This window comes from Avibacterium volantium, assembly GCF_900635775.1.
Lineage (GTDB): Bacteria > Pseudomonadota > Gammaproteobacteria > Enterobacterales > Pasteurellaceae > Avibacterium > Avibacterium volantium.
Genome location: NZ_LR134167.1, coordinates 711,595 through 726,720 on the forward strand (window position 1 = coordinate 711,595; position 15,126 = coordinate 726,720).

Genomic DNA, 15,126 nt, shown 5'->3' on the forward strand with positions numbered 1-15,126 from the left:
TAAAATGACCGAACAAACAGAATACAAAAAACCAGCTTCGCCAAAAGCCAAACGTAAAAAAGCCCTTGGCTATTTCATTACGATTTTGTTGCTGATCGCGATTATCACGGGCGTGTATTGGTTTTTCTTTGTGCGAAATTATGAAGAAACGGAAGATGCCTATGTAGCAGGCAACCAAGTGATGATTTCTGCCCAAGTGAGTGGCAATGTGAGCAAAATAAATGTGGACGATATGGATTTTGTCCACGCAGGCGATGTGTTATTGCAACTTGATGATACGGATCTCAAACTGCATTTCCAGCAGGCGCAAGATAATCTCGCCAGCAGCGTGCGTCAAATTGAACAGTTAGGTTTTACGGTGAAGCAATTACAGTCGGTTTTGAACGCAAAAAGCACCGCACTTAATAAAGCCAAAGGTGATTTGCAACGCCGTGAGCAATTAGCCAAAACGGGATCTATTGATAAAGAAACCTTACAGCACGCCAGAGAAGCAGTGAATATGGCGCAAGCGGATCTGCAAGCCACACAAAATCAATTAGCAGCTAATCAAGCCTTATTAAAAGATTTGCCGTTACGGGAGCAGCCTGCGGTGAAAAATGCGGTGAGTGCTTTAACCCTTGCTTGGTTGAACTTACAACGCAGTCAAATTGTCAGCCCTGTTGATGGTTATGTGGCGCGCCGTAATGTGCAAGTGGGGCAAAAAGTCGCGGTGGGCAGCCCATTAATGGCGGTGGTGTCCAATCAACAAATGTGGGTGGACGCGAACTTTAAAGAAACCCAGCTCGGCAAAATGCGTATTGGTCAGCCTGTGAAATTAGTCTTTGATTTATACGGTGATGATGTGAAGTTTGACGGTAAAATCAGCGGCATTTCAATGGGAACGGGCAGTGCATTCTCTCTTTTACCTGCACAAAACGCCACAGGGAACTGGATCAAAGTGGTGCAACGTGTGCCAGTACGCATTGATCTCGATCCTGAACAAGTGGAAAAATATCCGTTACGCATAGGGCTTTCTGCCACGGTGGAAGTGAATGTGGCAGACACGCAAGGCAAGGTGCTGCGTGAATCTCGTCCAAACCAAGTGCTATATGAAACCAAGGTGCTAGATTACGATTTAAGCCCTGTGCATCAATTAGCCGAACAAATTATTCAAGCCAATGCAGGTGAATAAAATGCAAAAACCGATTCAGGGCGCAGCCCTTGCGGTGATGACCATTGCCCTATCCTTAGCAACCTTTATGCAAGTGCTGGATTCCACCATTGCTAATGTGGCAATTCCCACCATCGCAGGGGATTTGGGCGCATCGTTCAGTCAAGGCACTTGGGTGATTACCTCATTCGGCGTGGCAAATGCGGTATCTATTCCCATTACAGGCTGGCTAGCCAAACGCTTTGGCGAAGTGCGCTTGTTTTTAATCGCCACAGGATTATTTGTGCTGGCTTCTTGGCTATGTGGCGTTTCTCATAGCCTAGGAATGTTGATTTTATGCCGCATCTTCCAAGGGCTAGCAGCAGGGCCGATTATTCCCCTTTCACAAAGTTTATTGCTTAATAATTATCCCCCTGCAAAACGCAGTATGGCGCTGGCGTTTTGGTCTATGACTGTGGTAGTTGCGCCAATTTTTGGCCCGATTCTTGGCGGTTGGATCAGTGATAACCTGCACTGGGGCTGGATTTTCTTCATTAATGTGCCGATTGGGCTATGTGTGATTTTTCTCAGTTGGAAAATCTTAGGCAAGCGAGAAACCAAAACTTTCCAACAACCTATTGATATGATGGGCTTAATTCTGCTTGTGGTAGGCGTGGGCTGTTTGCAATTAATGCTCGATCAAGGGCGCGAGCAGGATTGGTTTAATTCCACTGAAATCGTGGTGCTAACTATCGTTTCCGCTATCGCCTTAATTGCGTTGATTATTTGGGAATTGACGGACGAGAACCCTGTGGTGGATATTTCCCTGTTCAAATCACGCAATTTTAGTGTTGGTTGCCTGTGTACCAGCCTTGCGTTTTTAATCTATCTCGGTTCAGTGGTGCTGATTCCGTTATTGTTACAACAAGTGTACGGCTACACCGCCACTTGGGCAGGGCTTGCTGCTGCGCCTGTGGGCCTATTCCCGATTTTGCTTTCGCCAATAATCGGACGTTTTGGCTACAAAATTGATATGCGCATTTTGGTTACAATCAGTTTTATGGTGTATGCGCTAACTTTCCATTGGCGTGCCGTAACCTTTGAACCTGCGATGACCTTTGCTGATGTCGCCTTGCCGCAGCTGATTCAAGGGATTGCCGTAGCGTGCTTTTTTATGCCTCTCACCACCATTACGCTATCAGGTTTACCGCCAGAAAAAATGGCGTCTGCATCAAGTTTATTTAATTTTCTGCGCACCCTTGCAGGTTCAATTGGTACATCGCTGACTACCTTTTTGTGGTACAACCGTGAAGCAGTGCATCACACCCAATTCACCGAGGCGATTAATCCTTATAACCCCAATGCGCAAGCCTATTACGACACAATGGCGCAAGTGGGTTTGAATGATACGCAAACATCAATGTCCTTAGCACAAAGTATTACCGCGCAAGGATTTATCATCGGCGCCAATGAAATTTTCTGGTTGTCCGCCATAATGTTTATGTTGCTTTTCGTTGTAGTGTGGTTCGCCAAACCGCCTTTTGGTAATAAGCACTAGTGGTGAAAGTGAAAAAAGAAAGAGCGGTGCAAAATTTCTAAATTTTCCACCGCTCTTTTCGTTAATAGATATTTTTATCTTGAATGATAAACCACAATAGTTTTACCATGAGCAGAAATAAGATGTTGATCTTCCAACATTTTCAAAATTCGCCCTACGGTTTCACGAGAACAGCCGACCATTTGACCAATCTCTTGTCGTGTAATTTTGATCTGCATTCCTTCAGGGTGGGTCATTGCATCAGGCATTTTTGCCAGATTTAGCAAAGTTTGTGCTATGCGACCAGCAACATCAAGGAAAGCAAGGTTGCGCACTTGTCTTGATGTATTTTGTAAACGACGTGCAAGCTGCCCTGATAAATACATTAAAATTTCGGGATTCACTTGAATAAGCTGGCGGAATTTTTTGTACGAAATTTCTGCCACTTCACAGGTCGTCTTCGTTTTCACCCAAGCGGAACGTTCCTGACCTTCTTCAAATAATCCCGCTTCGCCGAAAAAATCCCCTTGATTTAGGTAAGTTAGGATCATTTCTTTGCCGTCTTCATCTTTCACCAAAATTGCTACAGAACCTTTGATGAGATAGTAAAGGGTTTCCGCTTTTTCACCTGCGTGAATAATTGAGCTTTTGGTTGGGTATTTATGGATATGGCAATGGGATAAAAACCATTCTAAGGTTGGATCCATTGGTGGAGTGTGTTGCCCTTGTTGTTCTTGCACGGTGTCCTCCTACATTTATCATCTATGATTAAGAAATTCCATTTTATCTTTAATATCAATGGACTCGTGTAATTCCGACCAAACAATTACAGCCTTTCCTTGACGTATGTTGGTCAGCAAGTTTTGAGTTTTCTGTTGCAGAGAAAGCTCCTGTTCACCGTAATCCGTCCCTTCACGCAGAATGAAACTTTCTGCAATATTAATGAGCGTTTCTTCTTCTAAATCTTGCCAAGGAATAATCATCATCTTACCTAAAAATTACTATTATGCAAAGTGTACTGCAATAAGTTTCCACTGTTGTTCAAAGTTTTGGTTTGAATTATGGCGAAAATTCGACCGCACATAACGCATAAACTGCCCTTCGCAGAGATTGACTAAATAACTGGCGATAATACGCTCATCAATGCTAAAGGCGCGCCCTTCACGCAGTTTGCGCATTTGTAAAATATTCACAAATTGAAATTCTAAGCGATCGAAAAATTGCGCCACGCGTGCTTGTAATTTTGGATCTTCAAACATTAAGGCGTGGCCTGTTAGCACACGAGTTAGCCCCGGATTTTTGCGTGCGAAATCTAAGATCATTTGCAAAATATCACGCACGCGGTTCATTGTGTTAGTTTCGTTTTTGATCGAATGGTTAATGCGACTGAATAAATTGCTTTCTAAATTATCAATGAGAGCCTCAAACATTTTGGTTTTGCTTGGGAAATAACGATATAACGCAGCTTCGGACACGCCGATTTCTTCAGCTAAGCGTGCGGTGGTCATTCGTTCCATTCCACGTTCAGAATGAAGCATATGAGTGAGCACAGTTAGCACTTGCTGACGGCGTTCTTTTACGCTGCGTTTGTCGCTTTTCGGTGCTTTTTCTGTATTTTTTTCGCTGAGCTTAGTTGGGTTATTTGGCTTAGTTTGCTCAGGCGCAGGCTCAATGCCTGCAATTTCCAGTTGTTCTTCGACCATAGTTCCTCTATTGTTTGCCTGAATGGCCAAATCCGCCTTCACCACGTTCTGTTTGTTCAAAATCACTCACAATATTAAATTCTGCTTGCACCACTGGTACGAAAACTAGCTGTGCAATGCGATCGCCTACTTCCACTTTAAAAGGCTGCGAGCCACGGTTCCACATTGATACCATTAACGGCCCTTGGTAGTCGGAATCAATCAAGCCCACCAAATTGCCCAATACAATCCCATTTTTATGCCCAAGCCCTGAACGAGGCAAAATCACTGCCGCAAGGTTAGGATCGGCGATATAAATAGAAAGCCCAGTTGGGATTAATTTGGTTTCTCCTGGTTGAATTTCAAAACTTTCTTCTACCAACGCGCGCAGATCTAAACCTGCAGAACCGCTTGTGGCATAAGCTGGCAAGGGAAATTCCGTGCCAATTCGGCTATCTAAAATTTTTACGTCAATCTTTTTCATTTTTTGTTTATTCCTTCGTTCAAACTTGAGCTTGAAAGCGTTCTACAATCTGTTGCGCAAGTTGTACCGCCAGATCTTTTTTGTGACTACGCGGTAATTGCACGTTGCCATCATGCCAGAACAGCTGAAGCTGGTTATCATCACCATTAAAGCCTTGTCCGTTAGACACATCATTGGCACAGATCAGATCTAAATTTTTACGCACTAATTTATCTTGTGCATATTGTGCAACATTTTGCGTTTCTGCAGCAAACCCCACCACAAATGGACGGTGTTCAGTCAGCGCCGCCACCGCCGCAATAATATCAGGGTTTTTCACCAATTCTAAGGTGAGCGTATCGCGATCGGCAGTTTTCTTCATTTTTTGCTCGGCGATTTGCGCAACACGGTAATCCGCCACTGCAGCGCAACCAATAAAAATATCCACTTGTGGCGCAAGGGAAAGAGAGGCGTTCGCCATTTCTTGTGCGGAAATCACCTCAATTCGTTCCACCTGAGCTGGCGTAGGCAAATTCACAGGCCCTGCAATTAATTTGACTTTCGCTCCCCGTTTAGCAAAGGCCTCAGCGATAGCAAAGCCCATTTTGCCCGAACTATGATTGCTAATATAACGCACAGGATCAATGGCTTCGCGAGTTGGGCCAGCGGTGATCGCAATCGTTAAGTGGCTAAGATCTTGTGGCGGTAACAAAATTTCGCAAAGTGCGGTGTAAATTTCTTGCGGTTCTGACATTCTTCCAAAGCCCATATCCCCACAAGCCTGTTCACCACTGTTAGGCCCAATGGTGGCAATGCCACGGGCTTTTAAACTGGCCAAATTTTGTTGGGTAATGGGTTGGCGGAACATTTGTTGGTTCATCGCGGGCGCAAGCAAAATCGGCGCAGCGGTGGCAAGACAAATAGTCGTGAGCAGATCATTGGCCATTCCTGCATTTAAGCGTGCCATAAAATCTGCGCTGGCAGGGGCGATCACAATGAGATCTGCCCATTTTGCCAGTTCAATATGTCCCATTGCTAGTTCCGCTTGGGGATCAAGCAATGACTGCGCCACCGCATTACCTGAAATGGCTTGCAACGTGAGTGGCGTAACAAATTCTGCCGCAGCAGGGGTGAGAACCACGCGCACTTCCGCTTGGCTTTTGCGTAATAAGCGAATCAGCTCAATGCTTTTATAAGCAGCAATCCCACCTGTTATACCAACAACAATACGTTTTCCTTGAAGATCTTGCATTATTTCCAATCAATCCAAATTAAAAGTGCGGTTAATTTTACTGTAATTTTCCCTAATAAAAAATTCAATTTTTCGATCAGGATCGCAAAAGTCGTAGGGAAGCCTGTCAGAGCGCTGTTATCTATGTTAAAAAGATCCGCAATTTGATACTAAAAAGCCGAAACAAACACTGCAAATGACCACCTTAATGCCACGGGAAAAACTGCTAAAATTTGGTGCAGAAGCCCTTGATGATAGCGAATTATTAGCCATTTTTTTACGCACGGGAATCAAGAACTGTTCGGTAATGGAATTATCTCGTGTGGTTCTTGATCATTTTGGATCATTGCGACAATTAATCAGTGCGGATCAAAAAGCCTTTTGCAACGTTAAAGGCTTGGGCATTACACAATTTATCCAGCTGCAAGCCAGCACGGAAATGACAAAGCGTTATTTATTGCAAGAATTGGAAATGGCACAGGCATTTACTCGCCCAGAGTTGGTGAGAATATATTTGCAAACGGAGCTAGAACATAAAGAGCGGGAAGTTTTTCTGGTACTTTTTTTAGATAATCAGCATCGCCTGATTAAAAAAGAAGAAATGTTTTTAGGTACGATCAACACAGCCGCTGTGTATCCCAGAGAAATTGTTAAAAGCGCACTTTTTTGTAATGCGGCGGCGATTATTTTGGCACATAATCACCCATCAGGCATTGCGGAGCCGAGCAATTCCGATCGGATCATCACAGAAAAGATCCAAAAAGTGGCAGAATTAGTGGAAATTCGCGTGCTGGATCATTTTGTGATCGGCAAAGGCTGTTATGTTTCTTTTAGTGAAAAAGGGTGGTTATAATAGCCATTTAGCAAGAATGATGCGGTGGAATTGCTGATTTTTTTGTCATTTATTGCGTTAATTAAGTGATTTAGGCTTGAGTATAGCAAATAAAGTGAGTATAATTTGCCACCTTTAATATAGTATGCGGGTCGGTTACAGCGACCTGACGAGGTGGCTTGCAAACCTAGTTTGCAGTAATCCGAACCCTAAGCTCGAGCTTATATTTGATTTATTGGAGATTAATATGTCTAGAGTCTGTCAAGTAACAGGCAAGCGTCCAGCTGTTGGTAACAACCGCTCACACGCAATGAACGCGACTCGTCGTCGTTTTCTTCCTAACTTACATACTCACCGTTTCTGGGTTGAGTCTGAAAAACGTTTCGTAACTTTACGCTTAACAGCGAAAGGTATGCGTATTATTGATAAAAAAGGCATTGATGCAGTGTTAGCTGAAATCCGTGCTCGTGGCGAGAAAATCTAAGGAGCTAAAAAATGGCAGCTAAAGGTGCTCGTGAAAAAATCCGTTTAGTTTCAACAGCTGAAACCGGTCATTTCTACACAACAACAAAAAATAAACGTAATATGCCAGAAAAAATGGAGATCAAAAAATTTGATCCTGTTGTGCGTAAACACGTTATTTACAAAGAGGCTAAAATCAAATAATTTGGCTTTGATGAATTAGAAAAACCCGACTTGTTCGGGTTTTTTTATGTCTTTTATAGGCGCTTTTCTTGGATTTTTATTGATTGCCCCTATTTATAGCGTAACGCAGAGAGATTTTCACTAGAACTATATCATTTACACGGAGAAAAAATGCCTGAATTACCTGAAGTTGAAACCACTAAAAATGGGATTTCCCCTTATTTAACAGGATTTACCATTGAAAAAATCGTAGTGCGTAATCCTAAATTACGCTGGGAAATCAGCCCGCAATTAAGTGAGTTTAAGCAGGTTAAAGTGAGTCATCTTTCCCGCCGTGCCAAATATCTGATCATTCATACGGAAAAAGGTGCGATCATTGGGCATTTAGGTATGTCGGGATCTTTGCGTGTCGTGCCACAGGATAGCCCCATTGATAAACACGATCATTTAGATATTGTGATGAATAATGGCAAGGTGCTGCGTTATAACGATCCTCGCCGTTTTGGTGCGTGGCTTTGGACGGATAATCTGGCAGATTTTCATCTTTTTGCCAAACTTGGCCCAGAACCCCTTTCAGCAGAATTTACTGGGGAATATTTGTTCAAAAAATCTCGTAAAAAACAGACCGCACTTAAAACCTTTTTAATGGATAATGCTGTGGTGGTGGGCGTGGGCAATATTTATGCCAATGAAACGCTCTTCTTATGCGGTTTACATCCGCTAAAATTAGCCAAAAACTTAACTAAAGCTCAATGCGAATTGCTGGTGCAAACCATTAAACAAGTGCTTGCCACTGCCATTGCGCAAGGTGGTACAACGTTGAAAGACTTCTTGCAACCTGACGGCCGCCCCGGTTATTTTGCCCAAGAATTAAGGGTTTACGGCAATAAAGATAAACCTTGTCCAACGTGTGGGACCAAAATTGAAAGTTTAGTCATCGGGCAACGTAATAGCTTTTTCTGCCCAAAATGTCAGAAAAAAGCATAAAAATAGCTAAAAAAGCACCGCACTTGTATAAAGCTAATCAATTAAGGAAGGTAAGCCAAATCGACCTTCCTTTTTTGTTATGGATGCGTTCTATTAATTCGTTGCAAAATTAAAAACCGACAATCATAAGGATTATTTTCATCAGCGGGGTGATATTGTTCAAATTCAATTTGCCATTCTGTCCAATCAATTTGTGGAAAAAACGTATCGCCGTCAATTTCTGCTTGAATTTCAGTCAAATAGAGTTTATCTGCAATGGGAAGATATTGTTTAAATAACTCACCGCCGCCGATAAGCATTATTTCGGGAAAATCTTTGACAAAATCCACCGCACTTGCAAAATCACTTTTCCAAATCACGCCTTCGTGCTGAAAAGGAGAACGGGAAAGCACAATATTGGTGCGTTTTGGCAACGGACGACCAATGCTCTCAAAGGTTTTTCGCCCCATAATCACGGGCTTGCCTTGCGTATTTTGGCGAAACCACGCAAGATCCGCAGGCAAGTGCCACGGCATTTGATTATCTTTCCCGATCACATTATTTTTCGTCATTGCCACAATTAAACTGAGCGTCATTTGCTTTCCTTTTATTTACCTTGCTTTGCCTATTATATTACAGGTTTTTGTCGATAGAACAATAAGCCCGGTAGCGCCAAGCCAAAAACCAATGCGCCTAGAATAAAGCCAGTTTTAATAAAATAATCAATCATTTGGGCAAATAACACATCGGAAAAGCCATAATGGTGAATTTGCACAATGGCGATCATCGCTTTATAAGCATAAACGCCTGGGATCATCGGAATAATCGCCGCGACGGTAAACACTTTTGGGTGGGCAAGATAACGATGGGATAAATGCACGCCGATAAAACCAATTAAACTTGCGCCAGCAAAGGTAGCAAACACTAACGGTACATCAAAATGCACTAACAAGGTTCGCAATCCGTGTCCTAATGCGCCTAAAATGGCACAATATTTCAAGGCCTTAGGCGGAACATTAAAAACTAAAGCAAAGCCCACCGCAGGAATGGCGGCGAATAGCATATCATCGAATAAATTCAGCAATAGGGTCATTTTAATTCTCCCCAATAGGGAATATTCAACAGCACAAGGGCAAAAACAATGCCCAAACACGCGCCAAAGGTGAGAATGGTGGCAATCGTCCAACGCCCTAAGCCCATACCAACGTGGCCTTTGAGAATATCCGCCAGCGAATTAATCAATGGAAAGCCCGGCACGAGCAAAAGCACGCTAGAAGCAAGGGCGATTTGCGGATCATTGCCTAACTGATATTTCAGCGCCATTCCTGAAATAATCGATGCAATAAAGGCGGTAATGGAAAACACAATAATCGGATTGTAATGTCGATGGGCAAGAGCTTGGCGAATAAACATCGCAACGGCAGCGGCAACAAAGGTGATGACTGAAATCCGAATATCGCCGCCAGACAAATGGGCAAAACAGGCGCAGGATAAACCAATCATCAGCACCACGAGATAGCGGTTATATTTAAACGGCTTAATTTGCTCAAGGCGTTTACGCACTTGATGAATATCATAAATACGGCGCTCGGCAGTAATCACCACCCGCTGCACTTCTGTAACAATATGCATATTTATGCCCTGATCCACATTTTTGCGTGCGGTGGTAATGCAATGATTATGATATAGCGTGGTGATAATCACAGCGTTGGGCGTTAATGCACATTCCACACTATCCATTCCCAAAGCGCGCCCTAATCTATGCGACATTTGTACCACCACAGCACTTTCTGCCCCGTGTTGAAGTAGCATTAATGCGACTTTTATACATAACCTTGTTACTTCACGTTGGCGTTCAATACGACTTTGCTCTGACATTTTGGCTAAGATGAGTTGATTAAAAAATGTCGATATTATAACTCTTTTTAGGTAATAAAGATTGTTTTAAATCATAGAAAGTGTGGTGAAAATTTAATGAAATTTTTCTCATTTAATGATAGGGTTTCGGGCATTCAACATTAACAGGAAAATTTCGTATGGAACAAAAGAAAACCATCGTGGTGAAGTTTGGCACAAGCACCTTAACCCAAGGCACAACCAAGCTTCATCGTCCACATATGATGGAAATTGTGCGACAAATCACCCAACTGCATCAAGCAGGCTTTCGCATTATTATTGTTACTTCTGGCGCTATGGCGGCAGGGCACGATTATCTCAACCACCCACAACTTCCGCCTACTATTGCATCAAAGCAATTATTAGCCGCCGTGGGGCAAAGCCAGCTTATTCAAACTTGGGAACAGCTGTTTTCCATTTATGATATTCATATCGGGCAAATTTTGCTCAGCCGTGCTGATATTGAAGATCGCGAGCGTTTTCTTAATGCGCGAGATACCCTTAACGCCTTGTTAGATAACGGCATTATTCCGGTAATTAATGAGAATGATGCCGTTGCTACCGCAGAAATTAAAGTGGGCGATAACGATAATTTATCCGCCCTAGTCGCAATTTTGGCACAAGCGGAGCAACTTTATTTGCTCACCGATCAACAAGGCTTGTTCGATAGCGATCCAAGAAAAAATCCGCAAGCCAAATTGCTTTCCGTGGTGGAAAAAATCACTGATGACATTCGCCAAATTGCCGGCGGAAGTGGCACAACCCTTGGCACGGGCGGAATGTCCACCAAAGTGATCGCCGCGGATGTTGCCACCCGTTCAGGCGTAGAAACCATTATCGCCCCCGGCAATCGCCAAAATGTGATTGTGGATCTGGCTTATGGGGAAAATATCGGAACAAAATTTATTGTGCAAAGGGATCGCCTTGAAAGCCGTAAACAATGGCTTTTTGCTGCGCCATCTGCAGGCACGATCATCATTGACGAAGGGGCAACAAGTGCGGTGTTAATTCAGCATAAATCCTTGCTTTCAGCAGGCATTGCACAAATCGAAGGGCGCTTCTCACGCGGTGAAGTGGTGAAAATCCAGCAGCCTAACGGTAAAGTTATCGCCCTTGGCATTCCGCGCTACAACAGCGATGCGTTGAATTTAATCAAAGGCAAAAAATCGCAAGATATTCCGCAAATTTTGGGCTATGAATACGGCTCTGTTGCAGTGCATCGTGATGATATGGTGGTGTTGTAGATAAATTATGGAAAAAACTACCACACTTAGAAAAGAGCGGTAGTTTTTTCATTGTTTTTATTTTAAGGCATTTTTCCAAAAGCTATCTTGATGCCAATTCTCAGGGATTCCCATATTAAACAAAGAGAGTTGGGGATATTTCTCTATTAGTGCTTTTAATCGTTTTGCCCAGCTTGATTTGGGACTTACGGTATAAAGTATTGTTTGTAGTGCTACCAATATAGAATAAATCCGGCGCTCAAATTGGATATTATTAAGCTGGTTTCGTTGTGGAATAGTAGATAGCCAGCGGATTTTAGTAGAATGAGGTATTTTAATTGCAATTCCTAACTCACGATTCCAAAGGCGGCTATGGTGTGCACAAATATTGCGAATCGTATTAAACGCTTTTAGCCAAGATTCTAATATTTCAGCAGTTACGCCTAAATTAGTAGCAATTTGTTTTCTTAAATTTGATGAACGTAAATGTGCGTATAAATTGCTTAACTCACCCCAAGTAAGCATTTCAACCATCATCCAGCAAGGGGGAAGTTTGGGATTGTCATATTGAGATACATAATGGCGTACAAAGTTTTCTTTTTGGGCTTTTTCTATTAGGGTTTCTTTCTGCTCTCTAGAAAGATGTTCCCTTTTTTCAATCTTTTTAATATCACGCTCTAGTTTATTCTTTTCATCTAGAAGATGTTTTTCTAGCTTTGACAAAAACTGAAAATGAGCGAATTTATGCAGAAAATGTTTCCCTTCTAAATACCAAAAAGCGCCTAAAGAATCTTCATTGTCATCTTTTTGTAAAGAAAGTACGTTACAAATCTGCGTACGTATCGCAACTTCGATACGTTCTATCGCGTCCATAACTAATAACCGAAGCTCTCTATCAAAGATATACAAATTTAAAATATCATCAAATGTAGTATTTGGCTTAAACTGATGAGGTTGTGTAGAAGATGGAGCTTGAAAAGGAATCGTATAGGCTGAAAGTCGATAATAACTAATGAATTCTAAATAACGTTCCGCACGTTGTTCATCAGGAATGGTTAATCCTCTTTTCTTCCATTCTTTAATCAACTCAGTATTACTTTTTTCGGGTTTCTTAAAAGTAAGCATTTTATTATTGACATTCCTCATATATAAAAAAACTCGCCGATTTGTGCAATATCATTGTATATACAATGATAAGAGGCCTGGCGAGTGTGTTGCTGAAGATTTTACTCAAGATAGTGGTTCTTTACAAGAACTATTAATGTGTAATGCTATACTCCAATCAAAACCATTTAATTGTTTACCCCAAACTGATACTCAATCCATTGTTTATAAGGCCGATTTTTCTTACCAATGCCGCCGTATTTTTGCCATTCTGGGTGATTTGGGGTGTCAGGCAGGCATTCTGGTTCAAGGGCGATGCCTTGATAATCTTGGTAAGTATGGCCTAGGCGATTTGGCGTACCAGCCAGATAATTCCCTGTGTAAATTTGCAATGTTGGTTGTGAGGTGGAAAGGGCAAGGGAAAGCTGGCGATTGCTAGAAGTCAGTACCGCGCAAGGTTGTGTGCCATTGAGTAAAAAGGCGTGATCATAGCCTTTGGTGAGCTGCTGTTCTTGTTGTAAGAAATCTTGTGCGAGCGTTTTTTCTTGGCGGAAATCAAAACTTGAGCCTTGCACCGCTTTGAGTGGAGCATTCGGAATGCCTTGTTCGTTCACTGGTAAAAAATAGTCCGCATTCAGTTGCAGAAAATGCCCGCGAACGTCCGTGCCTTGGCTTGCATTATCTAAATTAAAATAGGCGTGATTGGTGAGATTAAGCGGTGTGTCTTCATCGGTTAGGGCTTCAAATTCAATGCGAACGCTATTTTGCTCCGTTAAGCGATAAGTGGTTTTTACTTGCACATTGCCGACAAAACCTTGATCGCCATTTGGCGAGAATAGGGAAAATTGGACAAAATTATCACCGCACTTTTCCACTTGCCAACGGCGTTTATCAAAGCCTTCGCCGCCGTGAAGTTGGTGTTTGCCTTGATTGGCGTTAAGGTAAACCGTTCTGCCATTTAAACGAAAACGGCTGTTGGCAATACGGTTGGCATAACGCCCCACGGTTACACCTAAATAGGCTTGTTGTTTTAGGTAATCAGGCACTTGCGCGCCCAATAGCACTTCTTGTAAGCCGCCATCGACAGGCACTTGGCAAGAAAGCCAAGTTGCGCCCCAATCCATTAATTGAATGCGCATTCCTTGTTGATTGGTTAGGGTAAATAGGTTGAAGGGCTTGCCGTCTGGCGCAAGCCCTGTGTGAGATTGTCTTAACATACGGCGACCCCTTGTGAGGCGGTGCAAACATAGAAATCTTCTTTTAATCCTGTTTGTTTTTCATAGTTTTCTGCGATGATGTTACGCACGGCGTCCACCTTATCCAACGGCGCAACCACCACGATACAACCACCAAAGCCGCCGCCTGTCATTCTTGCGCCGCCCGTGTTACCCACGGCAAGTTGGGCTAATTCCACCAAGTAATCAATTTGTGGCACGGTGATCTCGAAATCATCGCGCATTGAATCGTGGGATTGTGCCATTAATTGCCCAAGTTTTGTGAGATCGCCTTGTTTTAAGGCTTCCACCGCGGCAAGCACGCGAGCGTTTTCGCTAACAACGTGTCTGGCGCGTTTGGCCACGATAGGATCAAGTGCGGTGAGTTTTTCCTCCATTTTTTCGAATTGTTCTACGGACACATCACGCAAGGCGTTCACGCCAAAAAATTCTGCGGCTTGTTCACATTGCGCGCGGCGTGTGTTGTATTCACCAGCCACTAAATCGTGTTTAACGTGCGAATTGACAATCATCACTGCCACATCATTAGGAACAGGGGTTGGCTGAGTTTCAAGGCTGCGGCAATCGATCATCAATAAATGATCTTTTTGTCCAAGGGCGGAAATAAGCTGATCCATATTACCGCAATTCGCGCCCACAAATTTGTTTTCTGCTTGCTGCCCGATTAACGCCAGCTGGGTATCGCTGAGTGGAAGTTGTGCGAGCTGTTGGCAAAATTTCCCCACCGCCACTTCAAGCGAAGCAGAAGAACTTAACCCCGCAGAAAGTGGGACGTTACCACTAATCACTAAATCCGCGCCTTGTTTGAAGTCAGGGCATTGCGCTTGAATAAATTTCACCACGCCACGTACATAGCCCGTCCATTTGTGGGTGGGATTAGGCTCAATGGGTTTAGCAAGATCAAATTCGTCAAATTCATCAAGATCGGCGGCATAAACACGGAAAAGGCTATCATCACGCTTTGCGCCACATACTGCTGTACCGTAATTAATCGCGCAAGGCATTACAAAGCCGTCATTGTAATCCGTATGCTCGCCGATAATATTGACACGCCCAGGAGCATAAACACGCAGATCAAAAGTGCGGTGGAATTTTTCGGAAAATAATTGTTCTGCTCGTTGTTGTGGGTTCATCAGTTGTCTCCTTCGATTTAGTGGCTGTCGATAATTCATTGTGCATTTGA

18 protein-coding genes are annotated in these 15,126 nt (G+C 43.0%); 7 read left to right on the plus strand and 11 right to left on the minus strand.

All coding sequences use genetic code 11. The annotated features are described in order from the left end of the window. The first annotated feature begins 4 nt into the window (after positions 1 to 4). Both ELZ61_RS03515 and ELZ61_RS03520 read left to right on the plus strand, forming a co-directional pair. Positions 5 to 1,171, plus strand: a complete 1,167-nt coding sequence (locus ELZ61_RS03515; protein WP_126371483.1) for an EmrA/EmrK family multidrug efflux transporter periplasmic adaptor subunit — start codon at positions 5 to 7, stop codon at positions 1,169 to 1,171. Between the two features lies 1 nt (position 1,172). After that, a complete protein-coding gene (locus ELZ61_RS03520) occupies positions 1,173 to 2,687 on the plus strand; it encodes a DHA2 family efflux MFS transporter permease subunit (RefSeq protein WP_126371485.1) in 1,515 nt (504 codons plus the stop codon). 74 nt (positions 2,688 to 2,761) lie between these two features. Here ELZ61_RS03520 and crp read toward each other — a convergent pair whose 3' ends face one another. Genes crp through coaBC form a run of 5 tightly spaced genes read right to left on the minus strand, consistent with a single transcriptional unit; the run spans position 2,762 to position 6,063 of the window. Further along, on the minus strand, positions 2,762 to 3,373 hold the full coding sequence (crp, locus tag ELZ61_RS03525) for a cAMP-activated global transcriptional regulator CRP (protein WP_241969749.1): 612 nt from the start codon (positions 3,371 to 3,373) through the stop codon (positions 2,762 to 2,764). 51 nt (positions 3,374 to 3,424) lie between these two features. After that, positions 3,425 to 3,649, minus strand: a complete 225-nt coding sequence (locus tag ELZ61_RS03530) for a YheU family protein (RefSeq protein ID WP_103853888.1) — start codon at positions 3,647 to 3,649, stop codon at positions 3,425 to 3,427. A gap of 21 nt (positions 3,650 to 3,670) precedes the next feature. Next, positions 3,671 to 4,369, minus strand: coding sequence for a nucleoid occlusion factor SlmA (slmA, locus tag ELZ61_RS03535; protein WP_126371487.1), 699 nt, complete (start codon positions 4,367 to 4,369; stop codon positions 3,671 to 3,673). A gap of 7 nt (positions 4,370 to 4,376) precedes the next feature. Then, entirely contained in the window at positions 4,377 to 4,832 is a 456-nt protein-coding gene (gene dut / locus ELZ61_RS03540) for a dUTP diphosphatase (protein ID WP_126371489.1), read from the minus strand. Positions 4,833 to 4,851: 19 nt separating this feature from the next. Then, positions 4,852 to 6,063, minus strand: a complete 1,212-nt coding sequence (gene coaBC / locus ELZ61_RS03545; RefSeq protein WP_126371491.1) for a bifunctional phosphopantothenoylcysteine decarboxylase/phosphopantothenate--cysteine ligase CoaBC — start codon at positions 6,061 to 6,063, stop codon at positions 4,852 to 4,854. Between the two features lie 175 nt (positions 6,064 to 6,238). Here coaBC and radC point away from each other — a divergent pair, with 175 nt between their 5' ends. The 4 genes from radC (at position 6,239) to mutM (ending at position 8,506) form a co-directional block, all read left to right on the plus strand. Then, positions 6,239 to 6,895, plus strand: a complete 657-nt coding sequence (gene radC / locus ELZ61_RS03550; protein ID WP_126371493.1) for a RadC family protein — start codon at positions 6,239 to 6,241, stop codon at positions 6,893 to 6,895. 226 nt (positions 6,896 to 7,121) lie between these two features. After that, positions 7,122 to 7,358, plus strand: coding sequence for a 50S ribosomal protein L28 (rpmB, locus tag ELZ61_RS03555; protein WP_011608297.1), 237 nt, complete (start codon positions 7,122 to 7,124; stop codon positions 7,356 to 7,358). Between the two features lie 11 nt (positions 7,359 to 7,369). Next, positions 7,370 to 7,540, plus strand: coding sequence for a 50S ribosomal protein L33 (rpmG, locus tag ELZ61_RS03560; RefSeq protein ID WP_005542835.1), 171 nt, complete (start codon positions 7,370 to 7,372; stop codon positions 7,538 to 7,540). A 150-nt stretch (positions 7,541 to 7,690) separates the two neighbouring features. Next, on the plus strand, positions 7,691 to 8,506 hold the full coding sequence (mutM, locus tag ELZ61_RS03565) for a bifunctional DNA-formamidopyrimidine glycosylase/DNA-(apurinic or apyrimidinic site) lyase (protein WP_126371495.1): 816 nt from the start codon (positions 7,691 to 7,693) through the stop codon (positions 8,504 to 8,506). Between the two features lie 77 nt (positions 8,507 to 8,583). Here the strand turns inward: mutM and folA are convergent, their stop codons facing one another. From folA to ELZ61_RS03580, 3 genes are read right to left on the minus strand one after another with little or no spacing between them, the layout of a single operon-like run. After that, complete coding sequence (gene folA, locus ELZ61_RS03570; RefSeq protein WP_126371496.1) at positions 8,584 to 9,081, minus strand: type 3 dihydrofolate reductase; 498 nt, start codon at positions 9,079 to 9,081, stop codon at positions 8,584 to 8,586. 32 nt (positions 9,082 to 9,113) lie between these two features. Beyond that, positions 9,114 to 9,578 (minus strand): threonine/serine exporter family protein, encoded by a 465-nt coding sequence (locus ELZ61_RS03575; protein ID WP_103853895.1) that lies wholly within the window; start codon positions 9,576 to 9,578, stop codon positions 9,114 to 9,116. Further along, positions 9,575 to 10,363, minus strand: a complete 789-nt coding sequence (locus ELZ61_RS03580; RefSeq protein ID WP_126371498.1) for a threonine/serine exporter family protein — start codon at positions 10,361 to 10,363, stop codon at positions 9,575 to 9,577. Before ELZ61_RS03580 ends, ELZ61_RS03575 begins: the two co-directional genes overlap by 4 nt. A 158-nt stretch (positions 10,364 to 10,521) precedes the next feature. Here ELZ61_RS03580 and proB point away from each other — a divergent pair, with 158 nt between their 5' ends. Next, positions 10,522 to 11,625 carry a glutamate 5-kinase gene (gene proB / locus ELZ61_RS03585; RefSeq protein ID WP_126371500.1) on the plus strand — a complete coding sequence of 368 codons (1,104 nt, stop codon included), beginning with the start codon at positions 10,522 to 10,524 and terminating at the stop codon, positions 11,623 to 11,625. A 57-nt stretch (positions 11,626 to 11,682) separates the two neighbouring features. On the opposite strand, the gene ELZ61_RS03590 is transcribed toward proB, so the two are convergent. From ELZ61_RS03590 to galK, 3 genes are all read right to left on the minus strand, one after another. Continuing rightward, complete coding sequence (locus ELZ61_RS03590; RefSeq protein ID WP_126371502.1) at positions 11,683 to 12,729, minus strand: Abi family protein; 1,047 nt, start codon at positions 12,727 to 12,729, stop codon at positions 11,683 to 11,685. A gap of 167 nt (positions 12,730 to 12,896) precedes the next feature. Further along, a complete protein-coding gene (gene galM / locus ELZ61_RS03595) occupies positions 12,897 to 13,925 on the minus strand; it encodes a galactose-1-epimerase (RefSeq protein WP_126371504.1) in 1,029 nt (342 codons plus the stop codon). Beyond that, positions 13,919 to 15,076: a galactokinase gene (gene galK / locus ELZ61_RS03600; RefSeq protein ID WP_126371505.1), complete on the minus strand. Its 1,158-nt coding sequence runs from the start codon at positions 15,074 to 15,076 to the stop codon at positions 13,919 to 13,921. Before galK ends, galM begins: the two co-directional genes overlap by 7 nt. Positions 15,077 to 15,126 lie beyond the last annotated feature (50 nt).